Below are 18,818 nucleotides of genomic sequence, written 5' to 3'. Positions count from 1 at the left end.
TACACGTAAGAGATATTTGCGCCGAAGTTAAGTTTCGGCAATGCCTGCAAATTTCTCACGCAGCTTATCAAGAGCGCGCTTGTAACGCATTTTGGTCGCGCTCAAACCCATATGCATTATGTCTGCGATCTCCTGGAACTCCAGTTCTGCGACAAATCGTAGCACCAGAATCTCCCTGTCGATCGGGTTCACATAAACCAGCCAGCGATCGAGTCCGCCTTTTTCCTCCGGCTTGGGCGCCTTTTCATCAGACGCTTCCTCGAGAGGATCCAGGCTCAACGCATCCATCAAGCGACGCTTTCGCCGTTCCTTGCGGTACTGTGTGATGCATTCGTTGTAGGTGATGCTATATAGCCATGTCTTGAACTTCGATTTCCCCTCGAAGTTCTTCAGGCCGTAAAGCACCTTCAACATCACCTCCTGACAGACATCATCAGCATCGCGATCGTTCCCCAGATAACGTGCACAGACGTTAAATAATGTTCTCTGGTAACGGCGCATCAACTCTTCGTAAGCACGTGTTACGTGGAACAGCTCCGTATGCGCGCGCGCGACCAACTCCTCATCGGAGAGATCACGGGGGTCATAGCGCGTGGATAGCGATTGGGGTTTGTTCAAAACAAGTCGGGCCGACGGTCTAGGTCAATGTGCGCCGCAGCCTGCGGTAGCAGGCATTTTGCGGCGGCATACATTAGCAGAGTTTGCCGGGTTAGCGGCTACTCACATGCTGCTCCAGCAGGATCCGATTGGAGAGCGACACCAGTTCGCCCTCTTCGGTCAGCAATGTGGTCTTCACCGTGCCGATCTCCTCGATCTGGCCTTCGACCTCGCCAACACGCACTTGTTGTCCAACCTCATACAGCTCACGCACATAGATTCCCGCAAGAATCTGGCCGGCAATTTCCCGGCTTCCCAGCCCCATGGCCAGCGCAATCGCCAGACCAACGGTAATCAATACGATCACGATCACATGGTTGAGCAGGTCGGTCTTGACCTCCAACTGGCTGATCGCAACGGAAATACTGATGATGATCACCAGACCCTGGGCGATACGTCCAAGACCCGATGCATAATCCAACCCCACGCCTTCGGCCGCGCCGCGGACCAGGCCGTTGACCAGTTGCGCCAGCAGGACCCCGACCAGCAATACCAACGCAGCGCCGAACACTTTCGGCAGATACAGCGCAAGCATGTCGAGCGTAGCTGAAACGCGCTGCAGGCCAAGGGACTCTGCCGCGGAAACCAGGAAAATAAGCAATACGAACCAGTAGACGATCTTGCCGATCAGGGTCGAGATCGGCACCTGGATACCGCCACGGGACAGCAGCTTGGTCAGGCCGGTGCCCCCCATCAGGCGGTCAAGGCCCAGTTTGGCAAGCAGCTTGGACAGCAGCGTGTCGAGCAACTTGGCCACCACGAACCCCAGCAACACCACCACCAGGGCGCCGAACAGGTTCGGGATGAAGTTGGCCACCTTGGTCCACAACGCAGTCATTGCCGCGACAAGGCTCTGGGTCCAGAGATTCAATTCCATATTCAGTCAGCCTTATGAGCGGTGCGAGTAGCGGGTTTACGACGGGAAACCGGCAAGACGTGGGCCGAGCCGTTGTTCAAGGCGATCATCAGCGCGGGCAGCCAGCGGCCCAGCAGGCTGAACAGATCGCCGGCGCCCACCTGGCGGTTGGCGGTTTTCAGTACACGCCCCAGGCAGGCATCGTCGTCCCGGCTGGACGGCGAGGCCTTGAGCATGTCGCGCAAAGACTGTTCAAACGGATCGTGCATACGCACCTCTCGTGATGTCTGTGGAAGACGCGATCAACATTCGTCGGGTCACATGAAAGCCCCATCACACCCAGCGCAAGCGGCGGAACAGCCACCACTGCCCCGAGGCCACGCAGACCATCAGCAGGCAGGCGACCAGGAAACCGTAAGGGCTGTCGGAAAACGGAATACCGCCCACGTTGATGCCCAACAGGCCGGTGAGAAAACTCATGGGCAGAAAAATCCCGGTAATGATGCCGAAGCGGTACATGGTGCGGTTCATGCGTACCGAAAGGCGCCGGTCCTCGGCCTCCAACACCAGCCCCACGCGCTCCCGGGCCAATTCCAGCTCCTCCAGGTAGCGGGTCAGGCTGTTGTTCAATTCATTCCAGTAATCACCGTCGTCCTCGACGAACCAAGGCAACTTGATGCGCGACATCTGCCCAAAAATGTCTCGCTGTGGCGACAGGAAACGCTTCAGTCCGGCCGCTCGGCGACGGATATGCAAAATGGCGTCGTGCTCGGGGGTGTACCGTTCGTCGGCATCGAGCTTTTCTTCCTCGCCGTCGACGATTTCCGAAAGCTGGGACACCAGGTCCTGCACCTTGTCGGTCAGGTACTGCGCCATATACAGGATGAGTTCGGAGCTACTCTTCGGCCCTTCGCCCTCGGCCAGGTGCGCCAGCAGTTCATCTGTGGCGCGCAACGGACGAAGGCGCAGGGAGATGACCCGTTGGGCGGAAGCGAAGATACGCACCGACACCATGTCTTCCGGCTCGGCCCCTGGGTTGAGGTTGATTCCCCTGAGGAACAACAACAGCTCGGCGTCGGGCAACGGCAACAGGCGCGGCCGGGTGTTCTCCTCCAGCAGCAGGTCACAGTTGAATTCGCTGAGGCCGCTGGACTTGCGCAGCCAGGTATGCGTCTGGGGATGGCTGCGGTCCCAATGCAACCACAGGCTCTCATGTGCCTGCAGCTGCAGATCGTCAAGTTCGGTCCGGGCTATGGAACGCGCACCACCTTTACCATCAAGCACCAGGGCATGCACCAGCCCCCACTGCGCGTTTTCTTCCTCGAACATCCTCATCCCTTACGGCTTTGACGCTTCATTCAGGCATTTGCAACGGGCTGGGTGAAACAATCACGCCGTTGTTGTCCGCGTAGACATACTCGCCCGGACGGAAGGTCACGCCGGCAAACGTCACGACCACATTAAGATCGCCGATGCCGCGCTTGTCGGTTTTCATCGGATGGCTGGCCAGAGCCTGGACGCCCAGATCGGTCTGGGCAATGACGTCCACGTCGCGGATGCAACCGTAGATCACCAGTCCTTCCCAGCCATTCTTTGCGGCTTTCTCGGCCAGCATGTCGCCCAACAAGGCCCGACGCAGGGAACCACCGCCGTCGACCACCAACACCTTGCCGTTGCCCTTGAGCTCAACCTGCTCCTTGACCAGCGAGTTGTCCTCGAAGCATTTGATGGTCACGATTTCGCCACCGAAGGAGTCGCGGCCACCGAAGTTGCTGAACATCGGCTCCACCACCTGAACCAGGTCCGGATAGGCGTCGCACAGGTCGGGCGTGAGGTAATGCTTCATCGAATGACTCCCGCAAGGGCCCTGCAAGGGCTTGAACGTCAGGCTGAATGAACAACCGTTTATGACCGGAACAACGTAACGCGTCATATCTTAGCCGCAAGCCGGGAAGAGCGAAATGCCCTTGTCAGAGCCTGTGCTTCAAACCGCCTCGGCCAGAATGGGCTGGCTTGCCGGCAATGGCGCACGCTGGTTCTCCAGCCAATGCGCCACCAGCGGCCAGACCTCGGCCTGTGCGGCCTTGCTGACCAGCATCGCCACGTGGCCGAAATCGTCACTGAAACCATGCTGCCGGCCGAGGCAGACGAACTGCTTGTGTTCGGAACCGATCTGCTCGAAGAGCTTGCGACAAGCCCAGGTCGGATCCTGATGGTCGCCGACAGCGCTCACCGCCAGCACCGGCACAGGCACATCGGCCAAGCCGGCCCACCAGTTTTTCTCGGCATCGCCGAAACGGCCGAACAGGCCATACCAACGCATGCTCTCCAGGGCCAGGCCAATGGGCTCGTCCTCCGGGCCGCGCTTGAGCCTTGAACCGGAGAGTTGAGCAAACCGCTTGAGGATAAATCGTCCGCCCCACTCCACCGGTGGAATTTTCAACGGCCAGTAGGTGCGACTGACCTGGGTCCCGAAAAATGCCGCCGACGCCACGGCCGGCTCGCCCAGGTAATGACCACCCAGCGCCGCCGCCAGGGTGATACCACCCAGGGAGTGGCCGATCCAGTGGGGCACTTGCCCGCTCTGCTCGCGCACAAAGGCGCCGATGGCCGGCAAGTCGTAACGGGCGTAGTCGGCCACACGGTTCTTGCGGTAATCCTGATTACGCTGGGACAACCCGTGTCCGCGCATCTCGGGAATCCACACATCGAACCCCAGCCGCGTCAGATACGCCCCCAGGCCCAGGCCCTTGGGCGAATACCAGAAGCGCCGGTTGGAAAAACTGCCATGCAACAGGATTACCGGGACCCCGCGGGCCGCCTCGGTGGCATCGGCCATGCCCAGCCGGGTGACAGCCAGTTCGACGGTGCAGTCGGGACTGTTGCCAGGTTTCAAACGATAGACATCTTCGCTCAGATCGCCACGCCGCTCGGCGCTGATCAGGGCGACAGGAAATAGGTGACTGCTGCTTTGCATGATGCTCTTGCACAAAAAAGGGCGGCATCTGTCAGGAGCCCGCCCTACTTCAATCAAAAAGGACCCGGCTAAGCGCTCCCACCTGTGGGAGCGGGCTTGCTCGCGAAGACGGCAGAACAGTCAACATTGATGTTGTCTGACGCACCGCTTTCGCGAGCAAGCCCGCTCCCACAGGTTCGACGGTTAACTGGCCGGCTTTAGTCGATCAGGCCCTTCCCTCGATCAGACCGCGCCCTGCCCCTCAGCCAGGAAGAACCAGGTTTCCAGCACGGAGTCCGGGTTCAGCGAAACGCTTTCGATGCCCTGCTCCATCAGCCATTTGGCCAGGTCCGGATGGTCCGAAGGCCCCTGGCCGCAGATGCCGATGTACTTGCCGGCCTTGTTGCAGGCGGCGATGGCATTGGCCAGCAGTTTCTTGACAGCCGGGTTCCGCTCGTCGAACAGGTGCGCGATGATCCCGGAGTCACGGTCCAGACCCAGGGTCAGCTGGGTCAGGTCGTTGGAGCCGATGGAGAAGCCGTCGAAGAACTCCAGGAATTCTTCCGCCAGGATCGCGTTGGACGGAAGTTCGCACATCATGATCACGCGCAGCCCATTGTCGCCACGGGCCAGGCCATTTTCCGCCAGCAGGTCGACCACCTGACTCGCTTCGCCCAGGGTACGCACGAACGGCACCATGATCTCGACGTTGGTCAGGCCCATCTCGTTGCGCACGCGCTTGAGAGCGCGACATTCGAGCTCGAAGCAGTCGCGGAACGATTCGCTGATGTAACGCGAGGCGCCACGGAAGCCCAGCATCGGGTTTTCTTCCTCAGGCTCGTAGAGCTTGCCGCCGATCAGGTTGGCGTACTCGTTGGACTTGAAGTCCGACAGGCGCACGATGACCTTTTTCGGGTAGAACGCCGCCGCCAGGGTGCTGATGCCTTCCACCAGTTTCTCGACATAGAAGCCGACCGGATCGTGGTAACCGGCGATGCGTTTGTCGACGCTGTCCTTGATCTCCGATGGCAAGCCATCGTAGTTCAGCAGTGCCTTGGGGTGCACACCGATCATGCGGTTGATGATGAATTCCAGGCGGGCCAGCCCTACGCCAGCGTTCGGCAGTTGCGCGAAGTCGAAAGCCCGGTCCGGGTTGCCGACGTTCATCATGATCTTGAACGGCAGCTCCGGCATGGCGTCCACGGAGTTTTTCTTGACGTCGAAACCCAGTTCGCCTTCGAAGATATAGCCGGTATCGCCTTCGGCGCAGGACACGGTCACGCCCTGGCCGTCCTTGAGCAGTTCGGTGGCGTTACCGCAACCCACCACCGCCGGGATACCCAGTTCGCGGGCAATGATCGCCGCGTGACAGGTACGGCCGCCGCGGTTGGTGACGATGGCGCTGGCGCGCTTCATCACGGGCTCCCAGTCCGGGTCGGTCATGTCGGACACCAGGACGTCGCCGGCCTGGACCTTGTCCATCTCCGAGACGTCCTTGATGATCCGCACCTTGCCGGCGCCGATGCGCTGGCCGATGGCACGGCCTTCTACCAGTACGGTGCCGGTTTCCTTGAGCAGGTAGCGCTCCATGACGTTGGCCTGGGTACGGCTCTTCACGGTTTCCGGTCGGGCCTGCACGATGTACAGCTTGCCGTCGTCACCGTCCTTGGCCCATTCGATGTCCATCGGGCACTTGTAGTGCTGCTCGATGATCATCGCCTGCTTGGCCAGTTCGCTGACTTCGGCGTCGGTCAGGCAGAAACGGGCGCGATCGGCCTTGTCCACGTCGACGGTTTTCACCGAGCGACCGGCCTTGGCTTCGTCGCCGTAGACCATCTTGATGGCCTTGCTGCCCAGGTTACGGCGCAGGATGGCCGGGCGACCGGCTTGCAGGGTGCTCTTGTGAACGTAGAACTCGTCCGGGTTCACGGCACCCTGGACGACGGTTTCACCCAGGCCATAGGCGCCGGTGATGAATACCACGTCACGGAAGCCCGATTCGGTGTCCAGGGTGAACATCACACCGGCGGTGCCGGTTTCGGAACGGACCATGCGCTGCACACCCGCCGACAGGGCCACCAGCTTGTGGTCGAAGCCCTGGTGCACGCGGTAGGAAATGGCACGGTCGTTGAAAAGGGAAGCGAAGACTTCCTTGGCCGCGCGGATGACGTTGTCCACGCCACGGATGTTCAGGAAGGTTTCCTGCTGGCCGGCGAAAGACGCATCCGGCAGGTCTTCGGCAGTCGCCGAGGAGCGCACGGCGACGGCGATGTCGGGGTTGCCTTCGGACAGTTTGGCGAAGGCGGTGCGAATTTCGGTGTTCAGTCGCTCGGGGAACTCGGCTTCCATGATCCATTGGCGGATCTGGGCACCGGTCTTGGCCAGGGCATTGACGTCATCGACGTCCAGGGCATCGAGCGCATCGTGGATCTGCTTGTTCAGGCCGCTCAGTTCCAGGAAATCACGATAAGCCTGAGCCGTCGTGGCGAAGCCACCTGGCACCGAGACGCCGGCACCGGCGAGGTTACTGATCATCTCGCCCAGGGATGCGTTCTTGCCCCCCACATGCTCCACATCATGGACGCCGAGCTTATCGAGGGAAACTACGTACTCTACCAAGGTGATCTCTCCACTAACTGTGTTGGAAAAGCTCAAGGCACCGGTGGCTCCAGGGGAGCGAGTGCCGGCGATATGGCCTGGACCTGGAAAATAAGTGAGAATGCGGGCCATCGGCGGCCGGCAAATCGCGCCTATCATATCCAAGAATCGTCACTAGCTCACTAGGGCCCAAGGCGCAAATGAAACGATCCGCTTTCTTTATCTCCGACGGCACCGGCATTACGGCCGAAACGCTAGGTCAAAGCCTGTTGGCGCAATTCGAAAACATTACCTTCACCAAGTTGACACGCCCGTACATCGACAGCGTCGACAAGGCGCGGGCGATGGTACAGCAAATCAATAAAGCCGCCGAAACAGACGGCTTCCGCCCGATTATCTTCGACACCATCGTCAATCAGGACATCCGTGAGATTCTCGCAACGTCCAATGGTTTCATGATCGACATTTTTTCCACCTTCCTGGCGCCACTGGAGCAGGAACTGAGCGAGCATTCCTCCTACTCGGTCGGCAAATCCCATTCCATTGGCCACAACTCCAATTACATGGAGCGGATCGAGGCGGTCAACTTCGCGCTGGACAACGACGATGGCGCCCGCACGCATTATTACGACAAGGCCGACCTGATCCTAGTGGGGGTGTCGCGCTGTGGTAAGACGCCGACGTGTCTGTACATGGCGATGCAGTTCGGCATCCGCGCGGCCAACTACCCGCTGACCGAAGAAGATATGGAACGCCTGCAACTGCCCAGCGCCCTGCGCGCCCACCAGCACAAGCTGTTCGGCCTGACCATCGACCCGGACCGCCTTACGGCGATCCGCAACGAGCGCAAGCCCAACAGCCGCTATTCGAGCTATGCCCAGTGCGAATTCGAAGTGCGCGAAGTGGAAAACCTGTTCCGGCGGGAGAACATTCCGCACATCAATTCCACGCATTTTTCTGTGGAAGAGATTTCGGCGAAGATTCTGGTGGAGAAAGGGGTGGAGCGGCGGTTCAAGTAAACCCGCACAACACAAAACCCTGTGGGAGCGAGCCTGCTCGCGATTGCGCAGTGTCAGCAGAATTTGTGCTGGCTGACCCACCGCTATCGCGAGCAGGCTCGCTCCCACAAGGGATCAGGGTTTACTCTGAGTTCAGTGACTCAACCGCTCAACCAACTCCTGCCCCACCGCCAGCGCCGACGCCGGGTTCTGGCCTGTGATCAGTTCCCGATCCTTCACCACATGAGCAGTCCACGGCGTGGTGTTGCCGCTGTACTGCCCGCCGGCCTGTTGCAGCGCGGTCTGTGGGTAGAACTTCATGCTCCCGCCGCCCAGCAGTCCCTTGGCCAGTTCTTCTTCCTGATTGCTGATCACGGTCATTTTGTACCCGGCGTAGATCCAGTCCGACGGGGCCGAGGCCTGGCCTTTGGTGGTCAATTGACCGACGAAACCCTGGGCGTCTGGCAAAGCCGATAACAACGCTATCGGCCCGTGGCAGACCAGTGCAGTGGTTTTACCCTTGCCATGAAAATGCGCCAGCACCCGACCCAGTGGCGCGCTGGTAAGCAGATCCTGCATCGGCGCATGGCCGCCGGGAATGTACAGGGCATCGAAACGGTCCAGGCCCTGCTGTTCGACACGGGCCAGGCTGACCACGGGCGATTCGGTGGCCGAGGTGATCTTCAGTTGCGCCAGCAGCGCCTGGTAGCGCTCCAGCTCCGCCACATCATTGTTGAAATACATCTTGTCCACCGACGACCGATCCAGGGTCGGGGCCTTGCCCTCGGGGGTGGCGAAAGTGACCTGATGACCGGCGTCCAGCAACAGCTTGACCGGCTGCAACAGTTCGTTGAGGTAGAAACCGGTGGAAAACACCTTACCGTCGCGCAGATCCAGGTGATCGGCATCCGACAGGACCACCAGCACATTGTCGGCCTGGGCAGCGACGCTGGTGGCAGCCAGTGCAGCGGATAACGCAAGGGTGGAAAGCTTTTTCATGATGACTCCGAAGGCTGTGGAAGAAGACAGCCCTCACTGTATTGATGCCTTCACTGGAGATAAACTTGCCAACGAGAACATCACTTGGCCTTTGGAGACAATAATGGCCCGTCGATTCGATTACCTGGCCGACGTGGAAGCCTTCGTCACCGTTGTGGAGAAAGGCACGCTCAGCGCCGCCGCCGTGACCCTGGGCACCACGCCTTCGGTACTGAGCCGCGCCATCTCCCGCCTCGAAATCCGGCTCGGGGTGCAATTGTTGCGCCGCACGACTCGACGGCTGAACCTGACCGATGCCGGCACCTTGTATCTGGAACAATCACGTTCGGCCTTCGCCTTGATCGACGACGCCGAACGACGGATACAGGGTCAGGAGGGTGTCTTGACCGGCCGGGTACGCCTGAGCGTACCGACCACCTACGGCCATTACCGCCTGCCATCGTTGCTGGCACGCTTCGCCCAGGCGTTCCCACAGGTCCGGGTCGAGCTGAGTATTACCAACCGCAACGTCGACCTGGTCGCAGAAGGGTATGACCTGGCGATCCGTCTCGGTCAGTTGCCGGACAGCGGCCTGGTGGGGCGCAAGCTCGAAGATGCCCGCCTCTGCCTGGTGGCCTCTGCAAAATACCTGGATAGAGCAGGCATACCCCGGCAGGTCGATGAACTGATCACCCACAGTTGCCTGCCGTTCGTCATGCCCAGCAGCGGACGTATCGCACCCTGGTTGTTTTGCGAAAAGGGCGAAAATCGGGAGTGGATGCCGGCGGGTCACGTGCAGGTGTCCGACGACGTATTGGGCATCGTGTCGCTGGCGCTGGCTGGACTGGGGATCTGCCAGACCTACGATTTCATCGTCCGAGAGCGGATCGAACGCGGAGAACTGGTGGAGGTATTGGAGGCATTCGGCGGCCGCAGCCGCCCATTTTCGGTGATCTACCCGCCCCACCGGCAATTGCCGGCGGCGGCACGGGCGTTGATCGATTTTCTGGTGGGACAGGGCTGAAGCCGAAATCACGATCAACGTCGGACCACTGTGGAGCCCAGCTTGCTGGCGATGACGGCTGCATATCCAACATCATCGATGCAGACAGACCGCTATCGCGGGCAAGCCCAGCTCCCACAAAAATGCGTTGGCGCTATCAATGAACCGCAGTCGCCTGCTCTTCCATCTTCTTGCGCAGGCTCAAGGGCCGCATGTCAGTCCAGACTTCTTCGATATAGGCCAGACATTCCTTTTTGAAACCGCTTTTGCCAACAGTACGCCACCCCTCCGGGATGGCCTTGTAGTCGGGCCAGATCGAATATTGTTCTTCGTGGTTGACCACAACCTGGAAAACGATGTCCTCGCGGTCGAATATTGACGTCATGGGTGTCTCTCCATCTTTGCTCGAGGTTCGCTGCGCGGCACGCGCAGGCGGGGTATGAAAGGAACGTTTTGGGCCGGGCGAAAATTAAGCCTCGGTGACGGCCGCCTTCAAGGCTCGCCCGAAGATTTCCGCGACCCGGTCGACTTGCGTCGCGGTGATGATCAGCGGCGGCAGGAAACGTACCACGCCGCCCTGACGCCCCCCTAGCTCCAGGATCAGCCCGCGCTTGAGGCACTCGCGCTGCAACCGGGGCGCCAACCGTGCATGCACCGGCGGATGACCGAGGGTATCCGGCGCACCTGCCGGATCCACCAGCTCGACGCCGAGCATCAGGCCGCGGCCACGGATGTCGCCCAATTGGGGGAAATCCTGTTGCAGATTGCGCAGGTGCTCGCTCAAGCGCCGGCCCATGGCCGCGGCATGAGCCGGCAGGTCATGCTCCAGCAGATAGCGCATCACTGCGGAACCGGCGGCCATAGCCATCTGGTTACCCCGGAATGTCCCGGCGTGAGCCCCTGGAAGCCAGGTATCGAGCCACTCGCGGTAGACCACGACCGCCAGCGGCAGACTGCCCCCGATGGCCTTGGAGAGCACCACCACGTCCGGAATGATCCCGGCGTGTTCAAAGGCGAACATCTTGCCGGTGCGGCCAAAGCCGCTCTGGATTTCGTCGACGATCAGGGCAACCCCGGCCTGCTCGGTGATCCGGCGCAACCCGCGCAGCCAGTCGATGTCGGCCGGTATCACCCCGCCCTCGCCCTGCACGACCTCGACAATGACCGCCGCCGGCAACTGCACGCCGGCTTCGGGATCGTTCAGCAGGTTCTCCAGATAATGCAAATTGGCCTTCACGCCCTCGGCGCCGCCCAGCCCGAACGGACAGCGGTAATCATAGGGGTACGGCATGAACTGCACACCGTTGGCGAGCAAGGCTCCCAGGGGCTTTTTCGGCCCCAGGCTGCCCATCAGGCTCAACGCACCCTGGCTCATTCCGTGGTAACCGCCCTGGAACGACAACACGGTGCTGCGTCCAGTGGCGGTACGCACCAGCTTGAGCGCGGCTTCCACCGCGTCGGTGCCCGTGGGGCCACAGAACTGGATTTTTGCTTCAGCCGCAAACGCCGCCGGCAACAGGCCGAACAGGTCCTGGACGAAGCGATCTTTCACGGGCGTGGTCAGGTCCAGGGTGTGCAGGGGCAGCTCATCGGCCAGCACCTGCTGGATCGCCTCGATCACCACCGGGTGGTTATGTCCCAGCGCCAGCGTACCGGCACCGGCCAGGCAGTCGATGAACGTCCGGCCCTCGACGTCTTCGACATACAGCCCTCGGGCACGCTTGAGGGCCAGGGGAATCCGCCTGGGATAACTACGGGCGTTGGACTCCTGCCGGCTCTGTCGAGCCAACAGAGGCGATTCATCGAATTGGTAAAGCGTCTCTGCCGGAACGGGGCTGACCCGCGCCGGTTGTGCTTCGATAAGACTGTTGGCGACTGACATCTCTCGACCTCGCTGTGCACACATGTGCAGGTTTCCTGCTAGGGAAACGCATCAGCGAGGGAGGAATTTAGCTTTTGGGAACAGAGCCGGGCAGCGATTGCACCGGGACCGTCAACTCCACCCGCAAGCCATCTCCGCGACTGTCGAAATGCAGCCCACAGCCGCAGCGTTGAACGATGGCCTGGACAATCGCCAACCCCAGGCCACAACCGGTGCTCTGGCCATTGCGCCAGAAACGCTGGGTAAGGTGCTGCAGATCGTCGGCGGCAATGCCGGGCCCATGGTCGCGGACCTGGAAGCGCACCCGCTGGCCGATCATCTCCAGGTTCAGTTCCACATCGGTATCGTCCGAGGTGTGGCGCAGAGCGTTGTCCAGCAAGTTACGCAGTGCCGCGATGGAGAGCACCGACGGCATTTGCACCGGCGCCTCGGACACTTCGGGAGAAACCTGCAATTTGATCCGCTGGCGAGCCCCGCCGGCCGCGTCCTGGATCGCCAGCCGCGCCACCTGTTCGGCACTGCATTGCACGCCGTCGTCGAACGACAGGCTGCCTTCGACCCGGGCCAGCAGCAATAACTGCTCAAGGGTACGGTGCAACCGGTCGGCACCCTCCTCGGCCCGGGCCAGGGATTGATCCCGGGCGACGCCATCGGTCATGCGCGCCACTTGCAGATGCGTCTTGATGGCCGTGAGCGGGCTGCGCAGTTCATGGGCAGCGTCCCCCGTCAGCCGGCGCTCGCGCTCGATGGTCTTGCCGATGCGTTGGAACAGCTGGTTCTGGGTTTCCAGCAGCGGTCGCAGCTCACTGGGCAGCGGATGAATCTGCAGAGGTTCGAGGGAGTCGGCATTACGCCGCATCAGCGCGTCGCGCATGCGATTGAGTGGCGCCAGGCCCTGGCCGATGCCCAGCCACAACAGGCACAGACAACCCAGTAGCGCCACGCCAACCGGCACCGAGGCCGCCAGGAGCACTGACATGTTCAAGGCTTCGCGTTCGATCTGGCGGTCAGCGGTGGTGATACGCACGTCACCTCGGGCCAGGGTAAAGCTGCGCCACGGCGCGCCGTCGATGATCTGGTCATGGAACCCCATCTTCTCGGCTTCCAGGGTCTGTTCCGGAGTGCTGTGGCTGCGAGCCAGAATCTCACCGCGCAGGGAGCTGACCTGACAGGCCATGCCACCCGGTATGTTCAGTTGCTCGGCGCTGAAGTGCGTGCCCTCGCCCTTGCTGGATATGGGGGGCAACTGTTCCAGCAGCCCGGCCACCATCCGCGCCGAGGCCACCAGGCGTTGGTCGAGGGAAAACATCATCTGGTTGCGCAGATCGCTGAGCATCCAGGCCGCGGCCAGGGTCCAGATCAGGATGAAGGCAGCTCCCAATGTCAGGCTCAGGCGCAGTCGCAGGCTCATCACTTGGAAGGCTCCCCGCCATCGGCCGGCCCCAGTCGATAACCCAGCCCGCGCACCGTCTCGACAATTCCGTTGCCCAGTTTGCGCCGCAGGTGATGGATATGAACGTTGAGCGCATTGCTTTCCAGCTCGTCGCTGAAACCGTAGACGCTGTCCTTGAGTTGTTCGGTGGACAACACCCTGCCGCGGTTGTGCAACAGCGCCTGCAACAACGACTGCTCGCGACGCGACAGGTCCACCGGCTGGCCATCCAGGGTGGTTTCGCGGCTGCTGGGGTCATAAGTCAGGCGGCCATGCTCGATCAGGTTCACGCTGCGCCCCGCCACGCGCCGCAGCAGCGTATGCAGGCGCGCCGCCAGCTCACGCAGGTCGAAGGGTTTGAGCAGATAGTCATCGGCGCCGGCCTGCAACCCATCGACCCGGTCGGTCACTGAGTCCCGTGCGGTGAGGATCAGCACCGGAATTTCCAGGCCTTGCTGGCGCAATTGTCGCAGCAGCCTGAGACCGTCCTCGTCGGGCAACCCGAGGTCCAGCACCATGACGTCGAATGTGGCCACGGCGAGTATCGCCCGCGCCGCCGACGCCGTCGCCACGTGCTCTACGACCAGGCCCTGGGCCGTCAGGCCGGCGACGATGCCGCTGGCGATCAACTCATCGTCTTCGCAGACCAGTACGTGCATGGTAAGCCTCGTGGAAAAAGGTACATTAGGCCGCCGGCCGATTAAGCCGACATTATGCGACGAGCACCGCCCTATGGGCGATCATTGCGGCAAACCCGTTGTCGCCGGGTTAATCGACGGTTAATCGCCAGCCGCCATTGTGCCCTCACTTGCTTCGTTCTAAGGCTTCCTTACATGCGTCGATTGTTTTTGCTGTGGCTGCTCCTGCTCTCGGGCCTGGCCCAGGCCGCCAATCCCTTCGAAACCAAACCCGACTTCCTGCCGGTGGAAAAAGCGTTCGTGTTCACCTCCGAGCGCCTTGATTCCGGTGAAACCCAGCTGTTCTGGCAGATCGCCGACGGGTATTACCTGTATCAGCAACGGCTCAGGTTCGACGGTCTGGCCGAGGCGCAAAAACCGAAGTTGCCCGAGGGTGAAGCCCACAGCGACGAGTTCTTCGGCGATCAACAGGTCTACCGCCAGGCGCTGGAACTGAAGATTCCGGCGGGTGCTACCGGCAAGATCAAGGTGGGTTTCCAGGGCTGTGCAGACGCAGGCTTGTGCTACCCGCCCCAGACCCAGATGGTCGATCTGGGTGGCGACGCACCTGCGGTTGCCAGTGGCGAGGCGGCGGACCAGGCCCTGGCCAGCGGCCTGCAACAGCGGGCGCTGGGCTGGAGCCTGTTGGTGTTCTTCGGCCTTGGGCTGTTGCTGGCATTCACACCCTGCTCCCTGCCCATGCTGCCGATCCTCGCCGGACTGGTGGTGGGCAGTGGCGCCGGGCCCCGGCGCGGCCTGGCATTGGCCGGCAGCTATGTGAGCAGCATGGCCCTGGTGTACGCCGCCATGGGCGTGCTCGCCGCGCTGCTGGGGGCCAATCTGCAGGCACTGCTGCAACAGCCATGGCTGTTGGGTACCTTCGCGGCGGTGTTCGTGCTGTTGGCCCTGCCGATGTTCGGTTTCTTCGAACTGCAATTGCCGGCGGCCCTGCGGGATCGACTGGAAAACGCCGGTCGCCAGCGACGCGGCGGCAGCCTGCTGGGCGCCGGCATCCTCGGGGCGCTGTCCGGCCTGTTGGTGGGACCTTGCATGACCGCTCCGCTGGCCGGGGCGCTGCTGTACATCGCCCAGAGCGGCAATGCGCTGCACGGCGGGCTGATCCTGTTCGCCATGGGCATCGGCATGGGTCTGCCGCTGTTGCTGCTGGTGACCGTGGGCAATCGTTTCCTGCCCAAGCCCGGCGCCTGGATGGACCTGGTCAAGGGAGTGTTCGGCTTCCTGTTCCTGGGCACCGCGTTGCTGATGATTCGTCCCGTCATCAACGATTCGCTGTGGATCGGCCTGTGGGGCGTGCTGTTGTTGATTGCGGCCTACAGCGCCTGGCGGCAGACCGAAGGGTTCGGCCGCACCGCCTATGTGTGCGGCAGTGCGTCGCTGTTGTTCGGCCTGTGGGGCAGCCTGCTGGTGATCGGCGCGGCGGGCGGCAGCGATGATTTCTTCCAACCCTTGAAGGTCTACACCGGCGGCCAGGGCAGCGCGGCCGTCACAGCCCATGAGGCTTTCGTCACGGTCAGCGAACCCGCCGCCCTGCAACGGGAACTCGATGCCGCCCGGGCCCAGGGCCAATGGGTGTTGCTGGACTATTACGCCGACTGGTGCGTGTCCTGCAAGATCATGGAAAAACAGGTGTTCGGCCGTGCCGAGGTGCTGGACGCCCTGAAGGGGGTGCGCCTGCTGCGCCTGGACGTAACCGCCGACAACCCGGCCAGCCGTGAGCTGCTGAGCCGCTATCAGGTGCCAGGCCCCCCGAGCCTGTTGTGGATAGGCGCCGACGGCGAAGAACGCCGCAGCCAGCGGATCACCGGGGAAGTCGATGCCCAGGGCTTCCTGGCGCGCTGGAACGCCACTCGGGACGCACGCTGATGCTGACGCTCACCCTGGGCACCTTCGCCATTGCCCTTAATCATCTGTTGTTGATCAGCGCCCTGGCGCTGGCCACCTTCGTCGGCTGGCGGGTGGCCCGGCGCGGCGGCGAGAACCCCGAATCGGTGTTGTTCGTGCTGTTCCTGCTCGGGCTCCTGGTGGCGCGGATCGGCTTTGTCGCCGCCTACTGGGGCCATTACCAGGACGATCCGTGGCAGATCGTCGACCTGCGCGATGGCGGCTTCCTGGCCTGGCCCGGCATCGTCGCGCTGGTGATCGGCACGTTGTTGTGGGCTCGACGTCGCCCTCCCCTGCGCCGGCCGCTGGGTTTTGGCGTCGGCAGCGGCCTGCTGTTCTGGCTGGCGGCGACAATGTCGCTGGCGATCTATGAACAAGGCACCCGGCTGCCGGACATCAGCCTGCGCAACGCCGACGGCGAGACAGTGAAACTCACCGACTACCAGGGCGGCCCTTTGGTCATCAACCTCTGGGCCACCTGGTGCCCGCCCTGCCGGCGTGAAATGCCGGTGTTGGAAGAGGCGCAACGGCAACGCCCCGACCTGACGTTCCTGTTCGTCAACCAGGCCGAAAGCATGCAAAGCGTCAGTACCTTTCTCGCCACCCAGGGCCTGAGCCTGGACAACGTGCTGTTCGATGGCAGCGGCCGCCTCGGCCAGGCCGTCGGCTCCATGGCCTTGCCGACGACCTTGTTCTATAGCGCCAACGGCAGCCTGTTGGCCAGTCACCTGGGTGAACTGTCGGAGGCGAGCCTGGCCCGCGCCCTGGAGAACTTCGAAACGCCGGGCTCGACCACGGCCTCCCATCCCGCCATAAGGAAATCGCCATGCCCCGCTTCCGCCACTTGTTGACGCTGGTTGTCGCCACAGCGCTCACGCAAGCTCCATTGCTGCAGGCCGAAGAACTGCCCGCCGCCATCAAGAAGATCGAAGCCAAGGGTGCGAAAATCGTGGGTACTTTCGAGGCCCCGAACGGGCTTCGCGGCTATGCCGCGCAGTACCAGAACCGTGGCATGACGTTGTACCTGACACCGGACGGCCAGCACGTCCTGCTGGGCAATCTGTACGACGCCGATGGCAAGGACCTGAGCGCCGAGCCGTTGCAGAAACTGGTCTATGCGCCCATGGCCAAGGAGATCTGGGGGAAAATGGAGGCGAGCAACTGGATCGCCGACGGCAGCAAGGACGCACCGCGCACGGTGTACCTGTTCAGTGATCCGAACTGCCCGTACTGCAACATGTTCTGGGAACAGGCACGGCCCTGGGTCAAGGCCGGCAAGGTGCAGCTGCGGCATATCATGGTGGGCATCATCCGCGAAGACAGCCCCGGTAAATCCGCCGCGTTGCTGGCCGCCAAGGACGCGGAGAAAGCCCTGGAAGACCATGAAAAGGCCGGCAAGGGCAGCGCGCTCAAACCGCTCAAGGACATACCGCCGGCCATCCAGGCCAAACTCGACGCCAACCAGCAGTTGATGGACGAACTGGAGCTGTCCGCCACCCCGGCGATTTTCTACCTCGACGGCAAAGGCGACCTGCAGCAACAGCAAGGCGCCCCGTCGCCGGACAAGCTGGTGAAGATACTCGGGCCGAAGTAACCCGGCCTGACACCAATCCCTGTGGGAGCGTCAGTTCCCCAGGAACTCCAGCAGCGCAGTAGTCACGGCCTTCGGATTCTCCAGGTTGGAGATATGCCCCGCATCGGGAATCAGTATATGGGGGCAGCGAATCAGCTCGGCCATTTCCTGGGACTCGGACGGCGGGCGGGGTTTGTCCTGGTCGCCGCACATGACCCGCGTACGTCGGGGGTCCAGCTCACGCAAGCGTGGCAGGATGTCGTCCCGACCGAAGATGATCCGGCCCAGCGGCACGATGCTGTCGCGCAAGCGATCGGTCGGGAGTGCCGCCAGGGTGGCGCGGAACTGCTGGTACAGCGGTGATTGCGGATCGATGCCCGGCCGGAAGAAGATCGGCACGATAATGTCCAGCAGCGGCTCGGGGATGCTGCCATTGGCTTCGATCTTGTCGAACAGCGAAAAATAATACTGGCGGGTCGGCTCCGGCTCGACGCCCACGTAGGTGTCCATCAACACCAGTGCCTGGACCCGTTTCGGCGCCGCGAGCGCCAGCCGCGCGCCCCACATCCCGCCCACCGAAAGTCCTACCAGGCTGAAGCAATCGATGCTCAGGTAATCCATCAATTCCGTCATCTGGCGGGCCAGGTCATCGAGGGAGCTCATGCCCTCGGGCAAGCGCCCGGATTGACCATGCCCCCACAGATCCGGGGCGATGACCCGGAAGTGCCGGGACAGCGCCTCGATCTGCGGCGCCCACATGGTGTGATCCCACAAATAGCTGCCGCCCAGTACCACCACAGGGCCGCGCCCCTGGTCCAGGTAGTGGAGCGGTTGTCCGTCAATGTTGGCAAAGGGCATCGATGACCTCCTTGTTTGAATGTGGAAAACCGCGACAGCCTGACGTGACAAACCGCACGCCGTCAATCGCCGGTTGCCTGGACGGACCTGTAAGACCTGACAGTAGTTTTGCCGGGGCACTGACGATAGGGTGAAGACTCGATATCAATGGGTGGAGAACCGTCATGACCAAAGCCGAGCTTCAAGCGTTCGCCCAGGCGCAAGTTGATCTCTTGAGACCGAAAGCCGTGGATATCACGAAGGCTTCGGGGCAGAGGGCCAAAGGAAAGCTGCTGTTTTATGAAGCGTTGCTGGCGGTTTATGGCAACACCCAGACCCCGGAGCAGTTCGGGTTGCTGGATGCCGTCAATGACACCTTTCAGGAAATCGGGGCTTTTGCTTCCGGCGTGACCTTCTTCAGCAAGCCAGAAGAATGTTGCCAAAGCTGATGGCCTCATCGCGGGCAAGC

The 18,818-nt window shown here is 61.9% G+C and carries 19 protein-coding genes; 6 read left to right on the top strand and 13 right to left on the bottom strand.

What is annotated here, in order from left to right:
• Positions 1 to 27: 27 nt before the first annotated feature.
• The 7 genes from sigX to ppsA all read right to left on the bottom strand — a co-directional run bounded on the left by sigX (position 28) and on the right by ppsA (position 7,088).
• Positions 28 to 618 (bottom strand): RNA polymerase sigma factor SigX, encoded by a 591-nt coding sequence (sigX, locus tag AD666_RS19255; RefSeq protein ID WP_053155315.1) that lies wholly within the window; start codon positions 616 to 618, stop codon positions 28 to 30.
• 91 nt (positions 619 to 709) lie between these two features.
• Positions 710 to 1,534: a mechanosensitive ion channel domain-containing protein gene (locus tag AD666_RS19250; protein WP_053155313.1), complete on the bottom strand. Its 825-nt coding sequence runs from the start codon at positions 1,532 to 1,534 to the stop codon at positions 710 to 712.
• A 2-nt stretch (positions 1,535 to 1,536) separates the two neighbouring features.
• Positions 1,537 to 1,788 (bottom strand): CrfX protein, encoded by a 252-nt coding sequence (locus AD666_RS19245; protein WP_371259599.1) that lies wholly within the window; start codon positions 1,786 to 1,788, stop codon positions 1,537 to 1,539.
• Between the two features lie 58 nt (positions 1,789 to 1,846).
• Complete coding sequence (locus AD666_RS19240; RefSeq protein ID WP_053155309.1) at positions 1,847 to 2,842, bottom strand: zinc transporter ZntB; 996 nt, start codon at positions 2,840 to 2,842, stop codon at positions 1,847 to 1,849.
• A gap of 25 nt (positions 2,843 to 2,867) precedes the next feature.
• Complete coding sequence (gene rraA / locus AD666_RS19235; protein WP_053155307.1) at positions 2,868 to 3,359, bottom strand: ribonuclease E activity regulator RraA; 492 nt, start codon at positions 3,357 to 3,359, stop codon at positions 2,868 to 2,870.
• Positions 3,360 to 3,497: 138 nt separating this feature from the next.
• Positions 3,498 to 4,490, bottom strand: a complete 993-nt coding sequence (locus AD666_RS19230; protein WP_053155304.1) for an alpha/beta fold hydrolase — start codon at positions 4,488 to 4,490, stop codon at positions 3,498 to 3,500.
• A 222-nt stretch (positions 4,491 to 4,712) separates the two neighbouring features.
• Positions 4,713 to 7,088, bottom strand: coding sequence for a phosphoenolpyruvate synthase (gene ppsA, locus AD666_RS19225; RefSeq protein ID WP_053155302.1), 2,376 nt, complete (start codon positions 7,086 to 7,088; stop codon positions 4,713 to 4,715).
• Between the two features lie 179 nt (positions 7,089 to 7,267).
• Between ppsA and AD666_RS19220 the strand changes: the two genes are divergently transcribed.
• Complete coding sequence (locus tag AD666_RS19220; RefSeq protein ID WP_042732259.1) at positions 7,268 to 8,086, top strand: pyruvate, water dikinase regulatory protein; 819 nt, start codon at positions 7,268 to 7,270, stop codon at positions 8,084 to 8,086.
• 132 nt (positions 8,087 to 8,218) lie between these two features.
• Here AD666_RS19220 and AD666_RS19215 read toward each other — a convergent pair whose 3' ends face one another.
• The gene (locus tag AD666_RS19215) at positions 8,219 to 9,064 is read right to left on the bottom strand and encodes a type 1 glutamine amidotransferase domain-containing protein (protein WP_053155300.1); all 846 of its coding nucleotides are present in this window, start codon (positions 9,062 to 9,064) and stop codon (positions 8,219 to 8,221) included.
• Positions 9,065 to 9,167: 103 nt separating this feature from the next.
• On the opposite strand from AD666_RS19215, the gene AD666_RS19210 reads away from it, so the two are divergent.
• Positions 9,168 to 10,067 (top strand): LysR family transcriptional regulator, encoded by a 900-nt coding sequence (locus AD666_RS19210; protein ID WP_053155298.1) that lies wholly within the window; start codon positions 9,168 to 9,170, stop codon positions 10,065 to 10,067.
• 136 nt (positions 10,068 to 10,203) lie between these two features.
• On the opposite strand, the gene AD666_RS19205 is transcribed toward AD666_RS19210, so the two are convergent.
• From AD666_RS19205 to AD666_RS19190, 4 genes are all read right to left on the bottom strand, one after another.
• Positions 10,204 to 10,431: an MbtH family protein gene (locus AD666_RS19205; RefSeq protein WP_053155296.1), complete on the bottom strand. Its 228-nt coding sequence runs from the start codon at positions 10,429 to 10,431 to the stop codon at positions 10,204 to 10,206.
• 84 nt (positions 10,432 to 10,515) lie between these two features.
• On the bottom strand, positions 10,516 to 11,928 hold the full coding sequence (locus tag AD666_RS19200) for an aspartate aminotransferase family protein (RefSeq protein WP_053155288.1): 1,413 nt from the start codon (positions 11,926 to 11,928) through the stop codon (positions 10,516 to 10,518).
• Between the two features lie 67 nt (positions 11,929 to 11,995).
• Positions 11,996 to 13,342 (bottom strand): ATP-binding protein, encoded by a 1,347-nt coding sequence (locus tag AD666_RS19195; RefSeq protein WP_053155286.1) that lies wholly within the window; start codon positions 13,340 to 13,342, stop codon positions 11,996 to 11,998.
• Positions 13,339 to 14,019: a response regulator gene (locus AD666_RS19190; protein WP_053155284.1), complete on the bottom strand. Its 681-nt coding sequence runs from the start codon at positions 14,017 to 14,019 to the stop codon at positions 13,339 to 13,341. The genes AD666_RS19195 and AD666_RS19190 overlap by 4 nt, the downstream gene beginning before the upstream one ends.
• Before the next feature lie 174 nt (positions 14,020 to 14,193).
• On the opposite strand from AD666_RS19190, the gene dsbD reads away from it, so the two are divergent.
• The 3 genes from dsbD to dsbG are packed head-to-tail and all read left to right on the top strand — an operon-like array spanning position 14,194 to position 17,533.
• Positions 14,194 to 15,921, top strand: coding sequence for a protein-disulfide reductase DsbD (gene dsbD / locus AD666_RS19185; RefSeq protein ID WP_053155283.1), 1,728 nt, complete (start codon positions 14,194 to 14,196; stop codon positions 15,919 to 15,921).
• The gene (locus tag AD666_RS19180; protein ID WP_053155281.1) at positions 15,921 to 16,790 is read left to right on the top strand and encodes a TlpA disulfide reductase family protein; all 870 of its coding nucleotides are present in this window, start codon (positions 15,921 to 15,923) and stop codon (positions 16,788 to 16,790) included. The genes dsbD and AD666_RS19180 overlap by 1 nt, the downstream gene beginning before the upstream one ends.
• Positions 16,766 to 17,533, top strand: a complete 768-nt coding sequence (gene dsbG / locus AD666_RS19175) for a thiol:disulfide interchange protein DsbG (protein ID WP_053155279.1) — start codon at positions 16,766 to 16,768, stop codon at positions 17,531 to 17,533. Before AD666_RS19180 ends, dsbG begins: the two co-directional genes overlap by 25 nt.
• A gap of 30 nt (positions 17,534 to 17,563) precedes the next feature.
• Here the strand turns inward: dsbG and AD666_RS19170 are convergent, their stop codons facing one another.
• Positions 17,564 to 18,370, bottom strand: coding sequence for an alpha/beta fold hydrolase (locus tag AD666_RS19170; protein ID WP_053155277.1), 807 nt, complete (start codon positions 18,368 to 18,370; stop codon positions 17,564 to 17,566).
• Between the two features lie 164 nt (positions 18,371 to 18,534).
• Between AD666_RS19170 and AD666_RS19165 the strand changes: the two genes are divergently transcribed.
• Positions 18,535 to 18,798: a hypothetical protein gene (locus AD666_RS19165; protein WP_053155274.1), complete on the top strand. Its 264-nt coding sequence runs from the start codon at positions 18,535 to 18,537 to the stop codon at positions 18,796 to 18,798.
• The last annotated feature ends 20 nt before the right edge of the window (positions 18,799 to 18,818 follow it).

It is taken from the genome of Pseudomonas sp. Pf153, assembly GCF_001269775.1.
Lineage (GTDB): Bacteria > Pseudomonadota > Gammaproteobacteria > Pseudomonadales > Pseudomonadaceae > Aquipseudomonas > Aquipseudomonas uvaldensis.
The sequence above is the reverse complement of the archived record's forward strand: the minus strand, read 5'-3'. Positions and strand labels throughout refer to the sequence as shown.